Source organism: Allobosea sp. P4_C6 (assembly GCF_056402015.1).
The window spans coordinates 79,614-98,735 of the sequence record NZ_JBFUIF010000015.1 but is presented as its reverse complement, the minus strand read 5'-3'; the positions used below and the strand labels follow the sequence as shown (position 1 = coordinate 98,735).

Annotated in this window: 15 protein-coding genes; 6 read left to right on the top strand and 9 right to left on the bottom strand. The window is 67.7% G+C overall.

The window, feature by feature from the left end:
- Positions 1-14: 14 nt before the first annotated feature.
- The 9 genes from AC1DVA_RS13245 to AC1DVA_RS13205 all read right to left on the bottom strand — a co-directional run bounded on the left by AC1DVA_RS13245 (position 15) and on the right by AC1DVA_RS13205 (position 12,989).
- Positions 15-1,319: a glycosyltransferase family 4 protein gene (locus AC1DVA_RS13245; protein ID WP_265050478.1), complete on the bottom strand. Its 1,305-nt coding sequence runs from the start codon at positions 1,317-1,319 to the stop codon at positions 15-17.
- Between the two features lie 2 nt (positions 1,320-1,321).
- Entirely contained in the window at positions 1,322-3,508 is a 2,187-nt protein-coding gene (locus AC1DVA_RS13240; protein ID WP_476806147.1) for a glycosyltransferase family 2 protein, read from the bottom strand.
- Between the two features lie 2 nt (positions 3,509-3,510).
- Positions 3,511-4,278, bottom strand: coding sequence for a hypothetical protein (locus AC1DVA_RS13235; RefSeq protein WP_265050476.1), 768 nt, complete (start codon positions 4,276-4,278; stop codon positions 3,511-3,513).
- Entirely contained in the window at positions 4,275-5,522 is a 1,248-nt protein-coding gene (locus AC1DVA_RS13230; RefSeq protein ID WP_265050475.1) for a glycosyltransferase family 4 protein, read from the bottom strand. The genes AC1DVA_RS13235 and AC1DVA_RS13230 overlap by 4 nt, the downstream gene beginning before the upstream one ends.
- On the bottom strand, positions 5,519-6,349 hold the full coding sequence (locus AC1DVA_RS13225) for a class I SAM-dependent methyltransferase (RefSeq protein WP_265050474.1): 831 nt from the start codon (positions 6,347-6,349) through the stop codon (positions 5,519-5,521). Before AC1DVA_RS13225 ends, AC1DVA_RS13230 begins: the two co-directional genes overlap by 4 nt.
- On the bottom strand, positions 6,346-8,637 hold the full coding sequence (locus AC1DVA_RS13220) for a glycosyltransferase (protein WP_265050473.1): 2,292 nt from the start codon (positions 8,635-8,637) through the stop codon (positions 6,346-6,348). Before AC1DVA_RS13220 ends, AC1DVA_RS13225 begins: the two co-directional genes overlap by 4 nt.
- Before the next feature lie 150 nt (positions 8,638-8,787).
- Entirely contained in the window at positions 8,788-9,582 is a 795-nt protein-coding gene (locus AC1DVA_RS13215) for a calcium-binding protein (protein ID WP_265050472.1), read from the bottom strand.
- Between the two features lie 300 nt (positions 9,583-9,882).
- The gene (locus AC1DVA_RS13210) at positions 9,883-11,238 is read right to left on the bottom strand and encodes an HlyD family type I secretion periplasmic adaptor subunit (protein ID WP_265050471.1); all 1,356 of its coding nucleotides are present in this window, start codon (positions 11,236-11,238) and stop codon (positions 9,883-9,885) included.
- Positions 11,235-12,989: a type I secretion system permease/ATPase gene (locus tag AC1DVA_RS13205; protein WP_265050470.1), complete on the bottom strand. Its 1,755-nt coding sequence runs from the start codon at positions 12,987-12,989 to the stop codon at positions 11,235-11,237. Before AC1DVA_RS13205 ends, AC1DVA_RS13210 begins: the two co-directional genes overlap by 4 nt.
- Positions 12,990-13,314: 325 nt before the next feature.
- Between AC1DVA_RS13205 and AC1DVA_RS13200 the strand changes: the two genes are divergently transcribed.
- From AC1DVA_RS13200 to AC1DVA_RS13175, 6 genes are all read left to right on the top strand, one after another.
- Positions 13,315-13,929 (top strand): MarR family transcriptional regulator, encoded by a 615-nt coding sequence (locus tag AC1DVA_RS13200; protein ID WP_265050469.1) that lies wholly within the window; start codon positions 13,315-13,317, stop codon positions 13,927-13,929.
- A complete protein-coding gene (locus tag AC1DVA_RS13195) occupies positions 13,878-15,071 on the top strand; it encodes a glycosyltransferase (RefSeq protein ID WP_265050468.1) in 1,194 nt (397 codons plus the stop codon). Before AC1DVA_RS13200 ends, AC1DVA_RS13195 begins: the two co-directional genes overlap by 52 nt.
- A gap of 91 nt (positions 15,072-15,162) precedes the next feature.
- Positions 15,163-16,068, top strand: a complete 906-nt coding sequence (locus AC1DVA_RS13190) for a LysR substrate-binding domain-containing protein (RefSeq protein ID WP_476806146.1) — start codon at positions 15,163-15,165, stop codon at positions 16,066-16,068.
- A gap of 100 nt (positions 16,069-16,168) precedes the next feature.
- Positions 16,169-16,999: an NAD(P)-dependent oxidoreductase gene (locus AC1DVA_RS13185; RefSeq protein WP_265050466.1), complete on the top strand. Its 831-nt coding sequence runs from the start codon at positions 16,169-16,171 to the stop codon at positions 16,997-16,999.
- Positions 16,999-17,985: a Bug family tripartite tricarboxylate transporter substrate binding protein gene (locus AC1DVA_RS13180; protein WP_476806145.1), complete on the top strand. Its 987-nt coding sequence runs from the start codon at positions 16,999-17,001 to the stop codon at positions 17,983-17,985. The genes AC1DVA_RS13185 and AC1DVA_RS13180 overlap by 1 nt, the downstream gene beginning before the upstream one ends.
- Before the next feature lie 4 nt (positions 17,986-17,989).
- Positions 17,990-19,108 carry a 4-oxalomesaconate tautomerase gene (locus tag AC1DVA_RS13175; protein WP_265050464.1) on the top strand — a complete coding sequence of 373 codons (1,119 nt, stop codon included), beginning with the start codon at positions 17,990-17,992 and terminating at the stop codon, positions 19,106-19,108.
- Positions 19,109-19,122: the final 14 nt, after the last annotated feature.

Below are 19,122 nucleotides of genomic sequence, written 5' to 3'. Positions count from 1 at the left end.
TGGTGCTGTTGGCTTCAGGCGATCATCGCGGCGGCGTCGCGCCGCACCGGCGCTGGCTGACCCCGTTCGGCGATGAGGCGGCGATAGAGCTCGAGATGCGTTCCGGCGCATTCGACATGGCTGAGCGGGCGCTTGATGCCGCCGCGCAGCCGGTCCCAGAGCTTCGGCTCGGTCAGCGCGCGGGTCATGCAGTCGACGAGATCCTCCGGGCTGCCGGAGCGGAAATGCAGGCCGTCGACCTCGTCGGTGATCTTCTCGGCCATGCCGCCGAGATTGCTCGCCAGGATCGGGCGCCCGTGGAAGAACGCCTCCTGGATGACGATCGGCGAGTTCTCCCACCAGACCGAAGGCATCACCACCCAGTCGACCGAGCGCATCAGGTTCGGCATCTCGTGGTTCTGGAAGGCGCCGCAGAAGCGGACGCGGCGCCCGGCGCTCTCGACCAGCTTGGCGAACTTGTCCTGATAGGCCTGCGGCTGGCGTTCGAGGTTGCCGCCATAGACGAGCAGGATCGCATCGTCGTCCCAGAGCGAATCGGGAATGCGGGTCACCGCGTCGATCAGCACGTCCGCGCCCTTGTAGGGCGTGAGCTGACCGAAATAGGCGAAGCGCGAGCGCCGCGTCTTGCCCTCGGGCAGGGCGCGCGGCGGGGCGGGCGCGGCGACGTCGATGCCGTTCTCGATCACCGAGAAGCGCTCCTCGGCCAGGCCCCAGTCGGTGAAGCGGTCGGCGAGGAAGCGGCTTGGCGAGACGAAGTGGTCGGCGAGGCCCAGCATGCCCTTGATGAAGGTCTCGCGCGCCAGGAAGCGGGCCGGCGAGATGTCCGGGAAGCAGGCGTTGCAGTCGGTTGGCGAGGACCGGTAGCAGAGCTTGAAAGCGCCGGTCTTCACCATCTGGCCGTGGTGGTGGCAGATGCTGAGATATTCGTGGAAGGTCACGACGATCAGGGCGTCCGGCAGGGTGTCGCGCACCGCGAACAGGCATTCGAGCCCGAGCCCGATGAAATGGTGGAAATGCACGACGTCCGGCTTCAAATCGTTCAGGACGCGCACGAAATCGCGCTCGATCTCTTCCGTCGCGCGGTTGGAGATCAGGAAGTGGTCGTAATCCTCGGCGTAGTAGAGCAGTTCGCCGCCGCGCTGGCGCAGGCTCATCAGCGCCGTGCCGGCATGGCGCGGCGTCGGCGCACCGATGCGGGCGAGGTAGTGGGAATCGACGTCGGTGCTGGCCTGCAGACCCTTGTGCAGGTTGTAGGACGCCATCTCCGCGCCGCCCAGCGAGAGCGAGGGATGGCCGTGGGATATCACGAGAACCCGCATCCTCAGCCTTTCATGTTGGAGATGGCGAGCGCCCAGCGCCGGTCGAAACTGGTGCGGTCGGCGAGCTGGGCGAGGGTGCCGACATGCGGCGTCGCCATGTCGCCGTCATCGACCGCATAGACCTCGACCTCCGGCACCCAGAGCGAGGGCGAGCCGGCCATCCTGAGCTTGAGGCAGAGATCGAGCCCTTTCTCCGCCGTGGTGAAATAATTGCGCGCGAAACCGCCGACCTCGACGAAGGCGGCGCGCGAGAGCACGCAGCATTCGCTTGCTCCCGCCGCGACCTCCATGGGGCCGAGATTGCCGACGGCTTCCAGCGGATAGCCGACGAAGCGATTGGCGATGCGCCGGCTCGCGCCTTCGCCCTCCAGCCAGGCGCCGGCCCAGCGGATGGAATCGTCCTCGAAGAGCAGCGTCGGGCTGGCGACGCATTGGCCGCCGCGGGCGCGATAGGCCCGTTCGAGCCTGCCGAGCCAGCCGGGCATCCTGATCTGCGCGGCGCCCGACAACATCGCCACCGTCTGGAAGCGGCAGGCGCGGACGCCGGCCTCCAGCGCGTCGCAGGCATCCTCGACACCCTCGACGGCGACGAGGCGCACCGAGAGCCCGTAGAAGCGCGCGAGCCGGCGGGCCTCGGCGCCGACGCGGTCGAAGCTCTCGGAGGGTGCCGCCAGCACGATCGGCAGGGGCCGGACCTCGGGATCCATCGCCATCAGCGCGAAAAGCGCCGACAATTCGCGGTGGCGGTGGTCGAGTCCGACAACGAGGCCGAGCGCCGCCTCCGGATCGAAGGCGCCGACATCGACGGTTTCGACGGCGCGTGGCGGCGCGATCTCCGCCGCCTGCAGCGCTGGCGCGATCTGGCGTTCGACCACGGCGCTCGCGGTCGAGGAGCGCGGGTCGAGCAGGCCGAGGATGCGTTCCAGCGTGCGCCGCGCCTGGCCGCGATTGGGTTCGAGCGGGAGGAAGGCCGGGCCGGTGCCCTGGACCTCGAAGGCGAGGTGGAGCGGCTGGCCGGGTTCCGGCACGAGCTTCGGCGCGAAGACGATGAAGCCGTGGCTGTTGCGCCGCGAGGCCAGGGCCGGGCCGAAGCGCGGGTCCTCCATGAAGGCCGCGGTCACGTCCGGTCGCTGCACGCGCGTCCAGAGCCGGTCGACGGCGCAGGACTGGCTGCCGCTGCGCAGCGTGACGGCATCGACCCTGCGCTCGGGATCGAAGAGCCAGCCGATGATCAGGACGCCGGTGTTCTCGACGATGGTCACGGCGTCGATGCCGGCGCGCACGGGTTCGTCGAGCAGGCAGACGGTGTCGCGGCCATCGAAGCGCTGGGAGGCGCGGCGCAGCTTGTCCGCGGTGGCCTGCGGGGCCGTGCCGCGCTGCAAGCCGTCGCGCAGATGGCCGGGGACGGTGATCGGGTCGAGCAGGACGTAGCGCTCATAGACCTCGAGCGCGCGCCAGCCGTCATTGCCGCGGAAATACAGCCGCTCGATCTCGCCGGGATGCTGAGCGTGGCAATCCTCGAGCAGGCCGTAGAAACCGCGGGCGCCCTCGCCGAGATCGTCGCGCTCGAAGGTTCCCGCTTCCAGATTGGCGGGGGAGAGGCCGCCATGCGCGACCAGGAGCTTGATCCGCCCGGCCGCGAAATGGGAGGTCCAGCCCTGCAGGAAGATGCCGTCGCCATCGAGCGAACCCATCACCTCGACGAAGCCGCCCGGCCGGGCGACGGTCTGCAGGAGCATGGCGACCGCCCGCAGGCGGCGCGGATTGGCGGCGCCGGTCAACAGCACTTCGAGCAGGCCGTCGACGACGCTCGGAAAGGCCTGGCCGGCGTCCTCGGCGAGCTCGGACAGGAAGGCCTGCAGCGGCAGCGGCTTCGGCGCCAGGATCAGGCGCAGGGGACGGCCGGGGCGGCCGATCAGGAGCGCGCCGTTTCCATCCTTGTCGACGGTCGGCGCCGGGGCGAGGCAAAGGAAGCCGGTCGCCGCCGAGGACTCGGCCTGGGGCCGGCGCCAGCTCAGGACCATGGTCTGTGCGCGGTTGCGCGGATTGCCGTCGACCGCGACCGGGACCTTCGCGGGAATCGCGTCGCAGGCGCTGCGGACGAGGATGGCGTTCTCGCCGAGCGGCGTCCAGGCGATGGTCGGAGCCGGGCTGATGGCAGTCCTTTCGGGAACGATGACCTCGCTCATCGTCAGCCTCCCCAGATCGTGACGGCGAGCGTGACGAAGGACATCACGGCGGCGAGCCCCGACAGGAAGCCGAGGATCACGGTGACCTGCCGCAGCGGCGCGCGGGCCTCCTTGCGAATGGCGGTCAGGCGTTCGTCGAAGGCGCGGAGCGTGCCGTCGAAGCGGAGCTGGAAGACGTCGAGCTCGCCGAGGCGCCGCGCGATCTCGCTCTGCGTCTCGGCATCCATCTTGGCGGCCTCGGCAAGCGCGTGGCTCTCTTCGAGACGCGCGGCGATGCGATCGAGCTTCTCGCTCAGATCCTTCTGGGCGAGCTGCCCGCGCCGGTTCAGCGCGATCAGTACCTCGACCTTGTCGAAGAAGCGCGCGAGCGGCACGGCGATCGCCGCCTCCGCCGCCAGCTCGTCCGCTGCCGGCAGACGCAGCTCCAACTGGGTCCCGGTCGTCGGCGAGACGCCGATGACCGTAAGGCGCGCGCGCGCCGCGACCAGCGCGTCGTCGAGCTCCATCGAGAAGGCGTGCTTGCCGTCGCCGATGCCGTTGCGGCGCAAATCGATGCGGCTCTGGTCGGCCTTGATCTCGCGGGCGAGCTTGCCGTCGCAATAGAGCTTCACCGTCATCGGCTGGTCCGGGCGGGTTTCGTCCCAGATCCAGCCATGCAGGCGGTTGCCGTCGAGGGCGTCGACCCGTCCGTTCAGCCGCGCCGGGTTGATGGCCGGCGAATCAACGCGCGGCAGGCGGATTTCGTTGTCCTGTTGGGGCGCTGTGGTCATGCGGCCTCCGCAAGCTTGAGGCTATCGAAGAGGGCGAGATGGCGGCCGGCGCATTCGGCGAGCGAAGGCTGCGCGGCGATGCCGTCGACGAGGCGCTGCCAGAGACCGTCCTCGTCCATCGCCCGGCGCATCGCGCGGGCAAGCGCGGCCGGGTCGCCCGGCCGGACATGGAGCCCGTCGATCTCGTCGCGCACCATCTCGGCCATGCCGCCGATATTGCTGACGATCAGCGGCCGGCGATGCTGGAACGCCTCCTGGATGACGAGCGGCGCGTTCTCCCACCAGATCGAGGGCATCACCACCCAGTCGACCTCGGCCATCAGCGCCGGCACCTCTTGGCGGCGATAGGGGCCGCAATGGGTGACGACGCCTTCGGTCGTAGCGAGGGCGGCGTCGAGCGCCGTGGTGAAGGCTTCGCTCTGGAACGGTGCACCGCCATGGATGCGCAGCGAGAAATCCTTGTCCCCGGCTGCGCGCAGCAGCCGCGCCGCCTGCAGCAGCGGCAGCACGCCCTTCCAGGGGTTGAGATTGCCGAAATAGCCGAAGCTGACGCGCCGTTCCGCGCCGTCCCGATGCGGAGCCGGCTCCTGGGCCGGGCGCGCATTGGCGATGACCTCGATCTTCTCGGCCGGCAGGCCCCAGTCGGCGTAGCGCTGGCGCAGGAAGCGGCTGGGAGCGACGAAGCGGTCGACCGCGGCGAGATGCGTCTTGATGAAGCGCTCGCGCAGCAGGAAGCGGTCGGAGCCGATCTCGGGAAAGCAGCCATGGCAGCCGGCGGGGGAGGCGCCCGAGCAGCGCTGCCGGTCGCCGGGCCGCACCATCAGCCCGTCATGGTGGCAGATCGAATAATAGTCGTGCAGCGTCATCACGATCGCCGCCTCCGGCAGCAGCCGGCGCGCCAGCGTCAGGAACTCCGCCCCGATCAGCACGAGATGATGGACATGGATTACGTCCGGCCGGAACTCGTTCAGCAACGTTCCGAGGTCCTGCAGCGTGCCGTAATGGTCGATCTGACTCAGGTGGAAGCGGTCGAAATGCCCGCTCCAGAGCACGACATCCTCGCCGACGGATTGCAGCGCGGTGCCGGGATGGGGCTGGCGGTGGATCGCATTGGTGGCGCCGAGAAAGAGCACCTCGCAGCCCTGCTCGCGATAGGCGCCCGCCAGGTCATGCGCGAAGATCTCTGTCCCGCCGGGATGCAGCTCGGGGTGGTTGTGCGCGACGACGAGGATGCGGCGGGTCATCGGCCGCCCCCCGGTTTCGTCGCGATCAGCACGTCCTGGTAATGCGCCGCGCTGATGCCGCGCCAATGGCCCGGCCGCAGGTTCTCGACGGTGAGCCCGGCCTGCGCCGCCTGCTCCAGCAGGAAGGCCGTATCGATGCCGGCAGCGGCAAGCGGCGCCTCGTCGATGGCGTACCAGCCCGGCCCGTCCTGCCAGCGCTTGAACGACAGGCGTTCCAGCCCGGTGCTGCCATCGATGGCGAAGGCGGTCAGGAAGAGGCGCCCGCCCGGCGCCAGCAGGCGCGCGGCCTCCTGCAGATAGACCACGAGTTCGTCGGGCGGCAGATGCGTGGCGACCGAGATCATCGTGATGAAATCGAAGCTGCCGTTGGCGAAGCCGAAACGGACCTCGATGCCCGGCAGCGAGCCCTGCGGGTTGTAGAGGGGATGGGCGATGTCGAGGCGCTGGAAGCGGAAGCGCGGATAGGCCGGCGTGATCGTCTGGGCGCACCAGAGAATGCCTTCCATCACCGGGTCGACGCCGTCATAGCTGCCCCGTGCGGGGTCGAGATATTGCGTCAGCGGCACGGCCATGCGGCCGATGCCGCAGCCGATGTCGAAGACCCGCTCGTGCGGCTGCAAACGGCCGATGCGGATGAAATGGCCGAGGAATTCGGCGCCGATGGCGCGATAGTCGCCGTCGCCGACGAAGATCGAATCCGGCGGCGGGTGCGGCATGAAGCGGTTGGTCTGCAGCGAGGCCAGCAGCCAGTCGAGTTCCGGCCCCGCAGGGCCGCTCGCGGGCGCCGGCTCGGGCGCGATCTGTCTCAAGGCCGTCATTGCCGTCATGCCGCGGTCGCTCTCCTGAAGGTGAAGCGGGGGGCGAGATTCGGCTCGCTCGGAGCCGGCTCGTGGAGCGCGGGCTCCGCCGCCGAGGTCTCGAAGGCCTGCATCAGCGCATCGATCTGCGCGTCCCAGCGCCGCGTTTGCAGCCAGGCATTGTGCTGGGAGGCAGCGCCGCGCGTGTAGTCGACGCTGCGGGCGATGGACTGCCGCTCGAGATGATAGAGCGCGACACCGGGCGCATAGACGATGCCGAAGCCGGCGCGGCGGACCTTGAGGCAGAGATCGCTGTCCTCGTAGTCGCCGATCACATAGCTCTCGTCGAAACCGCCGAGCTCGGTGAACAGCGCCTGCGAGATGACGATGCAGGCGCCGGTGACGCCAGGCACCGGGCGCTCGACATTGGCCGGCGCATAGCCGCCCGGCATGCCCTTGAAGTAATGGTGGTTGAGCCAGGTGCCTTTACTGTCGCGCTTGAAGTAAAGCCCGGCGTGCTGCAGCGAGCCGTCGTCATAGAGCAGCTTGGGCCCGACGGCGCCGACCCGGCCGCGCCGGTCGAGTTTCTCGATCAGGGCCGGCAGCCAGCCGTTTTCGGCGGGGATCACATCGGAATTGACCAAGGCGAGCGCCTCGCCGCGGCCCTGCCGGGCGCCGGCATTGCAGGCTGCCGAGAAGCCGCCGTTGCGCCCCATCACCACGAGCCGCATCGGCAGGCCGTAGGCGAGGAACAGCCCGCCGAGGAGATGGGCGACCTCCGCCTCGTGCTCGGGTGAATCGAGCACGTAGATCAGCTCGGCATTCTCGACGAACCAGGGATCGCCGGCGAAGGCGGAGACCTGCACGCGCAGGAAATCGTAGACGCGGTAGAGCGGGATCACGACCGAGGCCTTCGGCCTTGCCGTCGCCCGCCCGTAATCCTTGACCACAGGCTCCGGCCGGTTTTCCCGCAACTCGTCCTGGCAGGCGGCGAGGATCGGGGCGAGCGTCGCCTCCAGCATCGCGGATGTCAGGTATTGCGGCGGGATCGCCGACAGCGCCTTGGCGCGGATCGTCGTCGCGTCGGCCGGCTGCACCGGCGGGCGCAGCGTCAGCGTCGTGCCGGATTTCAGCTTGATCTCGCAGCGCGGCTGCAGCACCGGCGCGCCGGCGGCATAGTCCGAGGCGAAGGCGGCGAAGCCCGTGGCGGCGCGCGTCTCGCCTTCCGCGCCCGTTGGCAAGCGCACCGGAAAGCGTTGCAGGCGCGAGAGCATGGCGATCGGCTCGCCGGCGCCGCGATGCAGCAGCACCTCCTCGAGCAGATCGTCGGGATCGCGCAGCCAGCCGCCGATCAGCAGGCCGGCGCCGTTGCAGACCGCCAGATCGAGCTCGGCGGCCGGGAGATCGTCGTTCCGGCGGACATGCTGGACGGCGAGCGGAACCCGGCGCTGCATCTCGACGGCCAGCAGCCGGCCCTGCTCGGACAAACCCGCGAGCTGCTCGACCACCCAGTTGCGCAGGCCGTCGCGGCTCGCCGCCTTGCCGGCCCACCAGCGGCCGAGCGACGGCGCCGCCTGCCGCCCAGGGAGAGCGCGGACGACGAGAGAGCGTTCGCCCTGGAGGATCAGCAATCCGCCGCCGCGAATGGGCGGCTCTTCCAGCACGAGGTGAAGCTCGCGCTTGCCGCTGCGATCGGGCGTGCCGAGGCGTGAGCCGAGGTCGAGGCGGGCGAGGCCGGCGCCGTCGAGGCGCGAGGCCGTGCGCAATTCGCCGAAATCGGCCGGGACGATGGTCTCGAACAGCCACCGGCCCTCGACGAGCGCCGCGGTCGGCTGCATCGCGGCGGGCTTCGGAAACAGGGTCAGCAGAAGCTGGCGCAGAAAGGACAGGTAATTCGGAATGGCGGAGAGGCCGAACAGAGGCGGCCAAGCCCGCACGAGTGCATTGGCCAATGTCAGCCGAGCCTGCGGCGCGAGCTCCTTCAGAAGTTCGCGGGGATCGACCAGCCCATGGACGAGCGCCGGGTCGAATGCTGCTGTGACATCGCCCTGCGGGCCGTGGTCGGACAGGGTCGCGACGATGTTGTCATGGCCCGACGAGCGGAAGGCGATCGCGAGCCGTTCGCGGCCATCGCGCAATCCCAGCGAGACCGATGCCGCCGCAAGACGACGGCCGCCTCCCGTCAGCGCAATCGACGGCTTGCCGAAGGGCGAGGCCTCCAGCGTCCAGCAGAGCAGGAAGACCGAGCCGCCGAGGCGGTGGAGCTCAAGCTGGGTCGGGGCAGTCACGGCCATGGTGACGGGCGCAAGTGAAAGCATGGAGGCATCCCTGCGGCACGGAGGGTCCTGGGGGCGCACCTCGCGAAAGCGGAGGCCACTTTCCCGGGGAGCGTTGCTGCAGAACGGAGATCGGGCACGGATTCTGCCCGCCCGGCCGTTTCCAGCCGGGCGGACGGAACTCTGGATCGATCAGGCGACTGAGAAGTACGAGTTCGGATCGGCCTGGACGTCTTCGGCCGACACGCCGACGAGCGTCAGGGTGTCGCCATGGCCGAGGTCGATGACGGTGTTGCCGCCGACCGAGGTCGCACGCGCAGCCACGTCCTCGGCAGAGGCCACACCGGTGCCGTTGATGTCGGACGCGATCTGCAGGATGTCCGAGCCGGCCTCGAAATCGAGGACGACGTCGTTGCCGCCGCCGCCGGCGAAGACGAAGACGTCGCTTCCGGCGCCGCCATGCAGCGTATCGTTGCCGGCACCGCCGAACAGCAGGTCGTCGCCCGCGCCGCCCTGCAGGATGTCGTCGCCGGCACCGCCGTAGAGGACGTCGGCGCCATCGCCGCCCTGGAGGACATCGTTGCCGATGCCGCCCTGCAGGATGTCGTCACCCGGACCGCCCTGCAGGATGTCGTCGCCTTCGCCGCCGATCAGGACGTCGTCGCCGGCGTTACCGCGCAGGATGTCGTCACCGGCGCCGCCGGTGAGCACGTCGTTGCCCTCTCCGCCGAACAGGGAATCGTTCCCTGCGTCGCCCGACAGGACATCGTCGCCGAGCCCGCCGAAGAGGATATCGTCACCCTCGCCGCCGAACAGGGCATCGTTGCCGCCGTCGCCGTAGAGCAGATCGTTGCCCTCTTCGCCGAAGAGCGAATCGACCTGATCCCCGCCCTTGACGATGTCATCACCCGCTCCGGCGAGGATCACGTCGCTGAATCGACTTCCAATCAAAAAGTCGTCGAATGCACTTCCTTCGATCGTCGCCATCCGGCACCTCCTAGGCGATCTGGTGAACCCGAACCCCTTGGCGGCGAAGCCGCCGAAAATGGAAGTTCAGGAACGGTTCCGACAGCTCCGCATAGTCATGCTGTCGCTCGACGATCTAAGAATTACTCAATGAGTGCGATGCAGCAAGGCTTTTATTGTGACGATTTTGCGATGCAGCACAGTTTAGCCTTTATTTTATAAAGATTATTCTTTCGATGATTGCGTGAATATACTTCCAAAATTGAAATATGAAGTCGAGCGTACGAGATGCCGCCGCGGTCGATGCCGCGCCGCGCCCGGTCAGTCCTCGCGGAAAGCACGATTGAAGCTGTCGGTGAAGGGCGAGATCAGATAGTCCACCGCCCGGCGTGCGCCGTTGACGATCATGACCTCCGCGGTCATCCCGGCATGGAGCGGGACCTTGTAGGCGCGCAGGCTCTCGGGATCGATCTCGGCGCGCACCACGAAATAGGGCACGCCGGTCTTCTCGTCGACGAGCTGGTCGGGGGCGACATAGGTCACCTTGGCCTGCAGCGGCGGCAGCAGGCGCGAGTTGAAGGCGGTCAGGCGAACGCGCGTGCCGGAGCCGACGCGAACCGCATCGATGTCGCGCGGATCGACCTTGGCCTCGACGATCAGGGGCTCGTTCTCCGGCACGATGTCGAGGATCGCCTCGCCGGCCGCAATCACGCTGCCGGCCGTCCGCATCCGGATATTCGCGACGATGCCTTCCTGCGGCGCGGTCACGATCAGCCGGCGGAGCACGTCCTCGGCCTGGACGATGCGCTCGGTGACTTCCGACAGCATCAGCTGCGCTTCCTGGATCTCCTTGGCGATATCGTTCTGGCGTTCCAGGCTGATCGACAGGATCTCCAGATTGGCGCCGGCCACGGCCTGCTCGGCCTTGGCCTTGCGCGCGGCGAATTCGCCGGCCCGGCCGGAAAGCTCGCTCTGCTTGGTCTGCAGCTCGACGAGCTGGCTGCGCTTGGCGTAGCGCTTCTCATAGAGCTCGCCGACCGTGCGGACCTCGTCGTCGATCAGCGAGCGCTGGTGGTTGGTCGCGTCGATCTGCGCCTTCAGCGCCTCGGCCTCGGCCTGGTGCTGCTCGATGACGCGCTGCTGGATGTGAACCTTGCCGTTGTGGACCTGGGCGCGCGACTTGAACAATCCGCGCTCGGCCCGCAGCACCTCGCGCGCGATCGGCGTCACCATCCGCTCGATGTCCTCTGGAAAGGCGACCTCGTTCGCCTCCGTCTGCTCGGCCCGCAGCCGGGCGAGCTTGACGTCCAGGCCGATGCGCTTGGCCTGCAATTGCTGCAGCTCGGCGCGGGCGCGGGCATCCTCCAGCCGCAGCAGCGGCTCGTCCCTGGCGACCCGCTCGCCCTCGGCTTTCAGCAGGGTCTTGAGAATGCCGCCCTCGAGATGGCTGACGGTCTTGCGCTTGCTGTCGACCGCGACGATTCCCGTCGCGACGGCGGCATTGTCGAGCTGCGCGGTCACTGCCCAGGCGCCGAAGCCGCCGAAGCCGACGCCGATCGCCGTGACGCCTGCCAGCACGAGGCTGCGCAGGCTCGGGACGCGCTCGTCCTCTGTCTCCGGCTCCGCCTGCGCCACGAGCGCATGCTCGGGGCGCTTGATCAGGGAACGTCCGGTCATGCCTTCACCTCGCGAATCGGGGTCGGTGCGGACGGCGCGTTGGCGGTGGGCTCCATCTCGACGCGGCCACCGGGCGTGATCATGCCGGCGATGGCGGCGCGCGGGCCGAATTGCTGCACCCGGCCTTCGCGCAGCACGAGGAGCTTGTCGACGACCTGCATCACCGAGGGACGATGGGCGATCAGCACGACGATCGCGCCGCTCTCGCGTGCGGCGGCGATGGCGCGGATCAGGCTCTGTTCGCCCTCGGCATCGAGATTGGCGTTGGGCTCGTCGAGCACGATGAGGCGCGGCGAGCCGTAGAGCGCCCGCGCCAGGCCGATCCGCTGACGTTGGCCGCCCGAGAGGTTGAAATCGCTGTCCGCGACATTGGTGTCGTAGCCGAGCGGCAGCCGGCCGATCAGCTCGTGCACCCCGGCGATGCGGGCGGCCTCCAGAATGGCGTGGGGATCGGGCTCGCGCATGCGGGCGATGTTCTCGGCGATCGTGCCGTTCAGCAGCGAGACCGATTGCGGGAGATAGCCGACCATGGCGCCGAAGGAGCCGCGCTCCCACAGGAAGGTGTTGTGGCCGTCGAGATAGACGCCGCCGACATTGGGCTTGAGGACGCCGACGAGCAGCCGCGCCAGCGTCGATTTTCCGGCGCCGGACGGGCCGACGATGCCGAGCACCTCGCCCGGCTCGAGCGAGAAGGAGACGCTCTTGATCACCGTCTGCTCCGAGCCCGACGGCGCGAAGACGACGCGGTCGACCACGAGATCGCCCTGGCAGGCCGGGGTCGGCACCGTCTGGCGCTGCGAGGTGCGCGAGAGAACGAGTTCGCGTACGCGCTTCCAGGCGGCGGCGGCCAGGACCCATTGCCGCCAGTCCGTGATCATCGAATCAAACGGCGCGAGCAACCTGCCGAGCAGGATGCTGGCGGCCATCAGCGTGCCCGCGGTGACTTCGTTGCGGATGATCAGCACCGCGCCTGTCGCATAGACGGCCAGCTGCATCGTCATGCGTGAGGAGCGGGTCAACGCAGCGATGAACTTGCCGCGGCGCGTGCCCATGTCGAGCTGCTCGATCATCGCCAGCTGCTGGGCGCGCCAGCGCCGGGACAAAGCGGGCAGCATGCCCATGGCCTCGATCGTCTCGGCATGGCGCAGGCTGGCGCCGACTTCGTTGATGCTGGCGACGCCGGCCTCGTTCGCCTCCTTGAGCACCCTGCGGGTCAGCATGTCCGACATCACGCCGAGCAGGAGCAGGATGATCAGCGAGGCCACGCCGACCAGCCCGTAGACCGGGTGGAGCGCGAACAGGACGGCGAGGAAGACCGGCGACCAGGCCGCCTCCAGCGGGGTCGCGATCGCGGAACTGGCGATGAAGAAGCGGATATCGTTGAGGTCGCGAATCGCCTGGGTCGCCTGGCCGGAGCCCTGCTCCAGCGATGAGCTCACGGCTGCCTGCAATGCCGGCAGATTGAGCCGGCGTGCAAAAATGCTCGCCATCGTCTGGAAAGTCAGGGAGCGGATGAACTCGACCGTTCCATAGAGGGCGAGCGCCCCGACTGCGATGACGAGCAGCATCGTGAGCGTGTCGTAGCTATGGCTGACGATCACCCGATCCTGAACCTGCATCATGAAGAGCGGCACGGTCAGCAGCAGCAGATTCACGCAGAGGCTGAGGAACGCCGCATAGCCGAGGCCGCCGACGAAGGACCGCTGGAGACTCCGTATCAGAACGTCGGACGCTGGCTTCACCGCCTTCATGCATGTCTCCAGGAGTGAGAATTTGGCGCGGGGAAGCGACACAGCGGCCGCCGCAAGCATGCCCGCTATCAGCAAGGCAAACGTGATACGGAACGAGTGTCAAGATTATGACAGATTAGAACGCTAATCCATTGAGTCGGAAGAAAGCAAATGGGGCAAAACTATGCAAAACTTTGAATTTCGAATTAGTTTCCGGTCATATCTGGATTGATGCAATCTTAATTGTTAGCCAATGTATGTGGCATGTGCTTTGCCTATAGGCTCTAAGGAGCGAAGGGGATCAAAACGGGTGGATTGTTCAATTTTCGATCAGGCGGAGTAAGGGATGCACTTCAAATTGCATGGCGGCGAGCAATTCCTAGGCAGATCCTTGAACGGCCACCATCAGGCCAACGGTTCGGACGACCTCGACGAGGGGCCCGACCGCAGAATTTCCCCGTTCGACCTGGCGCGGGTCGTCGAACGCGTCAGCCGGCGCTTTCTGGATTATCTGCGCCTCGAGCTGACCAAGCTCGGCATCGACGACATCTCGCCATCACAGGTGATGGTCCTGATGACGATCGGGCAGGGCGAGATCGCGGTCCGCGATCTGCTGGACCGCGGACATTATGGGGGGTCCAATGCGTCCTACAATCTCAAGCAGCTGGTCGAAAGCGGCTATCTCGACCGTGGCGCCTCGCCGCGGGATCGCCGGCAGGCGCGGATATCTCTCTCCCTGAAGGGGCAGATGCTGTGCGAGCGGCTACGTCTGCTCGACGAAGCCAGCCAGGTCGGCCAGCGCCTCGAAAGCAATCGCGACACCGATCTCAACACCACCCATGAAACCCTGCGCCAGCTCGAGCAGTGGTGGAACGACGCACTCCGTTATGGCGGGGTCCTGCTCGCATCATGCATGTCCTATTCGTTCATCGCGCAGGATCTGGTCAATTCGCTGCTCTGATCGCGAGCCTCGTCGCCCAGGGTGACGAGGTCACGCTGATCACGGAACGCCCGGCGCAGGAGCAGCCGGGCGTCAGCCAGCTCGTCTATTCGGTGGAGGAGACGTCGACGCGGCATGCCGCGCTCGCCGCCACCGAATATCATCTGCGGACGGGCGAGGCGGTTGCAGGGTTGATGGAACGCCTGAAACACAGCGATCCGCCCGATGTCGTCCTCGGACATATCGGCTGGGGCGGGATGCTGTTCGCCCGCGACGCGCTGCCGAATGCGGCGCTGATCGGCTATTGCGAATATTATTATCGCAGCGTCGGGTCGGATCTGGATTTCGGTACGGCCGAGCCGATTCCGGCAGAGGAGCGCCACCGCGTCCGCATGCGCAACGCTGCTCAGCTTCTCGCTCTCGATGCGCTCGACGCGGCCTATGCTCCGACGCAGTGGCAGCGGCAGCAATATCCGGCGGCTTATCGCAAGCGCATCGCGGTCTGCCATGACGGGGTCGACACGGCGTTCTGCCGGCCCGATGCGCAGGCTTCCTTCGCGCTTCCCGATGGCCGCGTGCTCTCATCGGGTGCGCCGGTCGTCACCTTCGTGGCGCGCGATCTCGATCCCTATCGCGGCTATCCCCAGTTCATGCGCGCCGCCGCGATCCTGGCCGAGCGCTATCCGGACCTGATATTCGTGGCGGTCGGCGGCGATGGCTCGGGCTATGGGCGCCCACGCAGCGACGGGTCGAGCTGGCGCGATGCGATGTGCGCGGAAACCGGCCTGGCCGATCGGGTCATCCATATTCCCTGGCTGCCTTATGAGAGCCTGATCCGGCTGTTCCAGGTTTCGGCAGCCCATGTCTATCTCACCGTTCCCTTCGTGCTGTCATGGTCGTTGCTCGAGGCGATGGCCTGCGGCTGCCTCGTCGTCGGATCGGACACCGACCCGGTGAAGGAGGTGATTCGTGACGGGGTCAACGGGTTGCTCACGCCGTTTCACAACGAGCGATTGCTGGCGCAGCGCATCGAGCAGGCGCTGTCCCATCCCTTGTCGACGCGGTCTCTAAGGCGGGCCGCACGTGAGACGGTCGTCGCCGGTTACGAGCGTGAGCGCTGCATCGACCGGCAGATCGGCTGGATCCGGCAGCTCGGCGATTAGAAAAGCGAGGTGTTTGTAAGCCGGGAGCTTGCTGGTACCGGTGGGGATCGCTTTTCCGTCAGCGGTCGCCATGCAGGGGTCAGACAATCCAATGCGCGTGGATGTTCTCGGGCTTCAGGCCTTCATCAGCATCGCGGAGCGCGGCAGCTTCCGCGCCGCGGCGTCGCATCTGAACCTGTCGCAGACCGCTCTCAGCCACCGCATCCGCAAGCTCGAGGAATCGCTGGGCACGCCGCTGTTCCTGCGCACCACGCGTCAGGTCTCGCTGACCGCCGCCGGCACGACGTTGCTTCCGCGGGCGCGCCGCATCTTCGAGGATCTCGGATCCGCGCTCGACGAGGTCAGGGTCGATGTCCGCGAGGGCGACGAGCAGGTCTCCGTCGGCTGCCTGCCGACGGTCGCCGTCCATTGCATGCCGCCGGTGATTGCAGCCTTCGCGAAGCGCCATCCCGGCATTGGGGTGAGGATCCACGACAATTCGGCTTCGGAGATCGCCGACAAGGTCCAGTCCGGCGAGGCGGAGTTCGGTGTCACCATCGTCGCGGCGAATCGCTGGGATCTGGAGCTGAAGCCGGTCGTGAAGGAGCCTTTCGTGCTGGTCAGCCATCGCAGCATGCCGCTGGCACAGGCGTCGTCTCTGACCTGGGCCCAGCTGCAGGGCGAGCCGTTGGTGCGCATCAGCGCCGAGACCGGCAATCGCATCCTGATCGACGATGCGCTGGGGGCGCGGCGCGAGAGCCTGACCTGGCGCTACGAGGTGCAGCGGGTCGTCACCGCCGTCAGTCTCGTGCGCTCCCGCATCGGCTATGCGATCGTGCCGCAGTTCGCGCTCGACGCTGTCGATGACGGCGAACTCGTCGCCGTGCAGCTGCGCGCGCCGGCGGTGACGCGCACGCTCGGCATCATCACACGAAAGACCGTGCCGCTGCGCCCGGCGGCGCGCGATCTTCTCTCGCTGTTGAGCCAGGCGCTGAAGCGATCGGTCTCGCCGCGATGAGATGAATGAAATTAATCAATCGCTGCATTCTTATCATTTGATGAAGCAATGAGCCTGTTCCACCCTTGCTGCGGGAAGAAACGCGCAGGGAGTGGCGACGATGGCTGGTTCGACACCGGCGACGATCGCATTCATCGGATTTGGCGAGGTCGGGCAGAGCTTTTCGCGCGGCCTGCTGGCCCATGGCGCTGCCGGAATCCGCGCCTATGATCTGCTTTTCGGCAGCGGGGCGGGACGGCGGCTGGAGGATGCGGCGAGCCAGATCGGCGTGACCTGCGGTGCGTCACCGGCGGAAGCCGGCGCGCGCGCGTCCTTCGTCTTCTCGGCGGTGACAGCCGATCGTGCGGAGGCGGTGGCTGCCGAGGCCGCGCGCTGGCTCAGGCCCGGCCAGATCTTCGTCGACGTGAATTCGGCGGCACCCTCGACCAAGCAGCGCGCCGCCAAGGCGGTGGAAGCCAGCGGCGCCGATTATGTCGAGGCGGCCGTGATGGCGCCAGTGTTGAAGCCCGGCCTCAAGGTGCCGATCCTCGCCGGCGGTCCGAAGGCGCAGGCGGCGGCCGAGGCGCTCAACGGGTTAGGCATGAGCCTGACGCCGGTTTCGGAAGTCTTTGGCCGCGCATCGGCGATGAAGCTCTGCCGCAGCATCGTCATCAAGGGGCTGGAGGCGTTGATGGTCGATTGCGCCGCCTCCTGCGAGGCATGGGACGTCAAGGACCCGGTCTTCGCGAGCCTGCACGCCACCTTCCCCTCGATCGATTTCCATGCGCTCGCATCCGACATGCGCGAACGCGTCGCGACCCATGGCGTGCGCCGTGCGGCCGAGATGCGCGAGGCGGCGGAGATGCTCGCGGCTGCCGGGCTGGCGCCCGGCCTCGCCAGTGCCGTCGCCGATGCGCAGCAGCGCGGGGCACGCCGCAAGGGAGGCGCCTGATGCAGCCCGATCGCCGCTCCGTTCTTGCCGGCCTCGGCACGGCCGGGCTCTCCGGCTTGGCACCGACGCAAGCCCGGGCCGAATGGCCGAGCCAGATCATCCGCCTCGTCGTGCCCTTCACCCCCGGCGGCAGCACCGACGTGCTGGCGCGCTTGATCGCCGCCAAGCTGGAACGCGCGATCCCGGGCAAGGGCTTCGTTATCGAGAACCGGCCGGGGGCCGGCGGCATGACGGCGGCGGGCCAAGTCGCGAAGTCCGAGCCCGATGGCCATACGCTGATGATGGGGCATATCGGGACGCTCGCCTTCGCGCCCGCGCTATATCCCAATGTGCCCTATGACCCGGTCAAGGATTTCCAGCCGGTCGCGCTTGTCGCGATGGTGCCGAACATCCTGGCGATCAATCCGAAGCTGCCGGCCAAGACGCTCGGTGAGTTCGTGGCCTACGCCAAGGCAAATCCCGGCAAGCTGAACTACAGCTCGGGCGGGCAGGGCAGCGCGGCCCATATCGCAACGGCCTATCTGACCTATCGCGCCGGTATCGAGGCCGTGCACGTGCCCTATCGCGGCACGGCGCCTTCGGTAAACGACCTCGTCGCCGGCAATGTGCAGTTCACGCTGACCGGCGGCCCGGCCGTGCTGCCGCTGTCCGAGGGCGGACAGCTCAGGGTGCTCGGCGTCGCCAGCCGCGAGCGCGTCGGCTTCGCGCCTGAGTTGCCGACGCTGGCCGAGAGCGGTCTGCCGGATTTCGAGGCGGTGCAGTGGTACGGCGTGGTGGCGCCCGCCAAGACGCCGCGTGCGATCGTCGATCGGCTCAACCGCGAGATCAATGCGCTGCTCGGCCAGCCCGATTTCGCCGCTGCCCTGGCCCGCGACGGTGCGATCGCTCGGCCCGAGTCGCCGGATGGCTTCGGCAAGTTGATCGCTTCGGAGCTGGCGCTGTGGCGCGACGTGATCACGCGCGCCGGCATCAAGGCATCGGAGTGAGGCGATGAGCCAGATCGCCGTTCCCTGCATGTTGATCCGCGGTGGCACCTCGAAGGGGGCCTATTTCCTGCGCGACGACCTGCCGGCCGATGTGGCCGCGCGCGATGTCTTCCTGCTCGCGGTGATGGGCTCGCCCGACAAGCGGCAGGTCGACGGGCTCGGCGGGGCTCATCCTCTGACGAGCAAGGTGGCGATCGTTTCGAAATCTGACGAGCCGGGCTGCGACATCGATTTCCTGTTCGCGCAGGTCGGCATCGAGACGGCGCAAGTCGATACGACGCCGAATTGCGGCAACATCCTCGCCGGGATCGGGCCCTTCGCGCTGGCGCGCGGCCTGGTGAAGGCGAGCGGCGCGCGCACGACCATCCGCGTCCGCACGATCAACACCGGCACCATCGCCGATCTGACGATGGACACGCCGGATGGCGAGGCGAGCACCGAGGGCAGTGCGCGCATCGATGGCGTGCCGGGCACCTCGGCGCCGATCGATATCAGCTTCCTCGATGCCGAGGGCTCGGTTTGCGGCGCGCTGCTGCCGACCGGCAACGTGGTCGATGAGATCGATGGCGTGCCGTGCACGCTGATCGACAACGGCATGCCGGTGATCGTGATGCGGGCGGTCGATGTCGGGTGCAGCGGCTATGAGCCGCGCGAGCAGCTGGACAAGGACATAGAGCTGAAAGCACGGATCGAGCGCATCAGGATCGCCGCAGGGCCACTGATGAATCTCGGCGAGGTCGCGAAGAAGGTCGTGCCGAAGATCGCGCTCGTCGCGCCGCCGGCTGCCGGCGGTTCGATCTGCACGCGCAGCTTCATCCCGCATGAATGCCACGCCTCGATCGGCGTCTTCGCGGCGGTGACGGTGGCGACTGCCGCCGCCTTGCCGGGCTCGCCCGCGGCTTCCGTCGTGGTGATGCCTGAAGGCCGTGAGCGCTCGCTCTCGGTCGAGCATCCGACGGGCGAATTCACGGTGACGCTGACGGTCGGCGGGACGTCGGAGCGGCCGGCGATCGAGCGGGCCGGATTGCTGCGCACTGCGCGCATCCTGATGGAAGGCCGCGCCTTCGTGCCGGCGAGCGTCATGGCGGCGCATGCGGGCAGCGCCCGTCACGCGGCCGAATGAGACGAGAGGACTGA

Bases quoted from the DNA above. Each gene is read 5' to 3' on its own strand.
- AC1DVA_RS13245 (WP_265050478.1), bottom strand. From the start codon at position 1,319: ATGCGGGTTCTCGTGATATCCCACGGCCATCCCTCGCTCTCGCTGGGC.
- AC1DVA_RS13240 (WP_476806147.1), bottom strand. From the start codon at position 3,508: ATGAGCGAGGTCATCGTTCCCGAAAGGACTGCCATCAGCCCGGCTCCG.
- AC1DVA_RS13235 (WP_265050476.1), bottom strand. From the start codon at position 4,278: ATGACCACAGCGCCCCAACAGGACAACGAAATCCGCCTGCCGCGCGTT.
- AC1DVA_RS13230 (WP_265050475.1), bottom strand. From the start codon at position 5,522: ATGACCCGCCGCATCCTCGTCGTCGCGCACAACCACCCCGAGCTGCAT.
- AC1DVA_RS13225 (WP_265050474.1), bottom strand. From the start codon at position 6,349: ATGACGGCAATGACGGCCTTGAGACAGATCGCGCCCGAGCCGGCGCCC.
- AC1DVA_RS13220 (WP_265050473.1), bottom strand. From the start codon at position 8,637: ATGCTTTCACTTGCGCCCGTCACCATGGCCGTGACTGCCCCGACCCAG.
- AC1DVA_RS13215 (WP_265050472.1), bottom strand. From the start codon at position 9,582: ATGGCGACGATCGAAGGAAGTGCATTCGACGACTTTTTGATTGGAAGT.
- AC1DVA_RS13210 (WP_265050471.1), bottom strand. From the start codon at position 11,238: ATGACCGGACGTTCCCTGATCAAGCGCCCCGAGCATGCGCTCGTGGCG.
- AC1DVA_RS13205 (WP_265050470.1), bottom strand. From the start codon at position 12,989: ATGAAGGCGGTGAAGCCAGCGTCCGACGTTCTGATACGGAGTCTCCAG.
- AC1DVA_RS13200 (WP_265050469.1), top strand. From the start codon at position 13,315: ATGCACTTCAAATTGCATGGCGGCGAGCAATTCCTAGGCAGATCCTTG.
- AC1DVA_RS13195 (WP_265050468.1), top strand. From the start codon at position 13,878: ATGCATGTCCTATTCGTTCATCGCGCAGGATCTGGTCAATTCGCTGCT.
- AC1DVA_RS13190 (WP_476806146.1), top strand. From the start codon at position 15,163: ATGCGCGTGGATGTTCTCGGGCTTCAGGCCTTCATCAGCATCGCGGAG.
- AC1DVA_RS13185 (WP_265050466.1), top strand. From the start codon at position 16,169: ATGGCTGGTTCGACACCGGCGACGATCGCATTCATCGGATTTGGCGAG.
- AC1DVA_RS13180 (WP_476806145.1), top strand. From the start codon at position 16,999: ATGCAGCCCGATCGCCGCTCCGTTCTTGCCGGCCTCGGCACGGCCGGG.
- AC1DVA_RS13175 (WP_265050464.1), top strand. From the start codon at position 17,990: ATGAGCCAGATCGCCGTTCCCTGCATGTTGATCCGCGGTGGCACCTCG.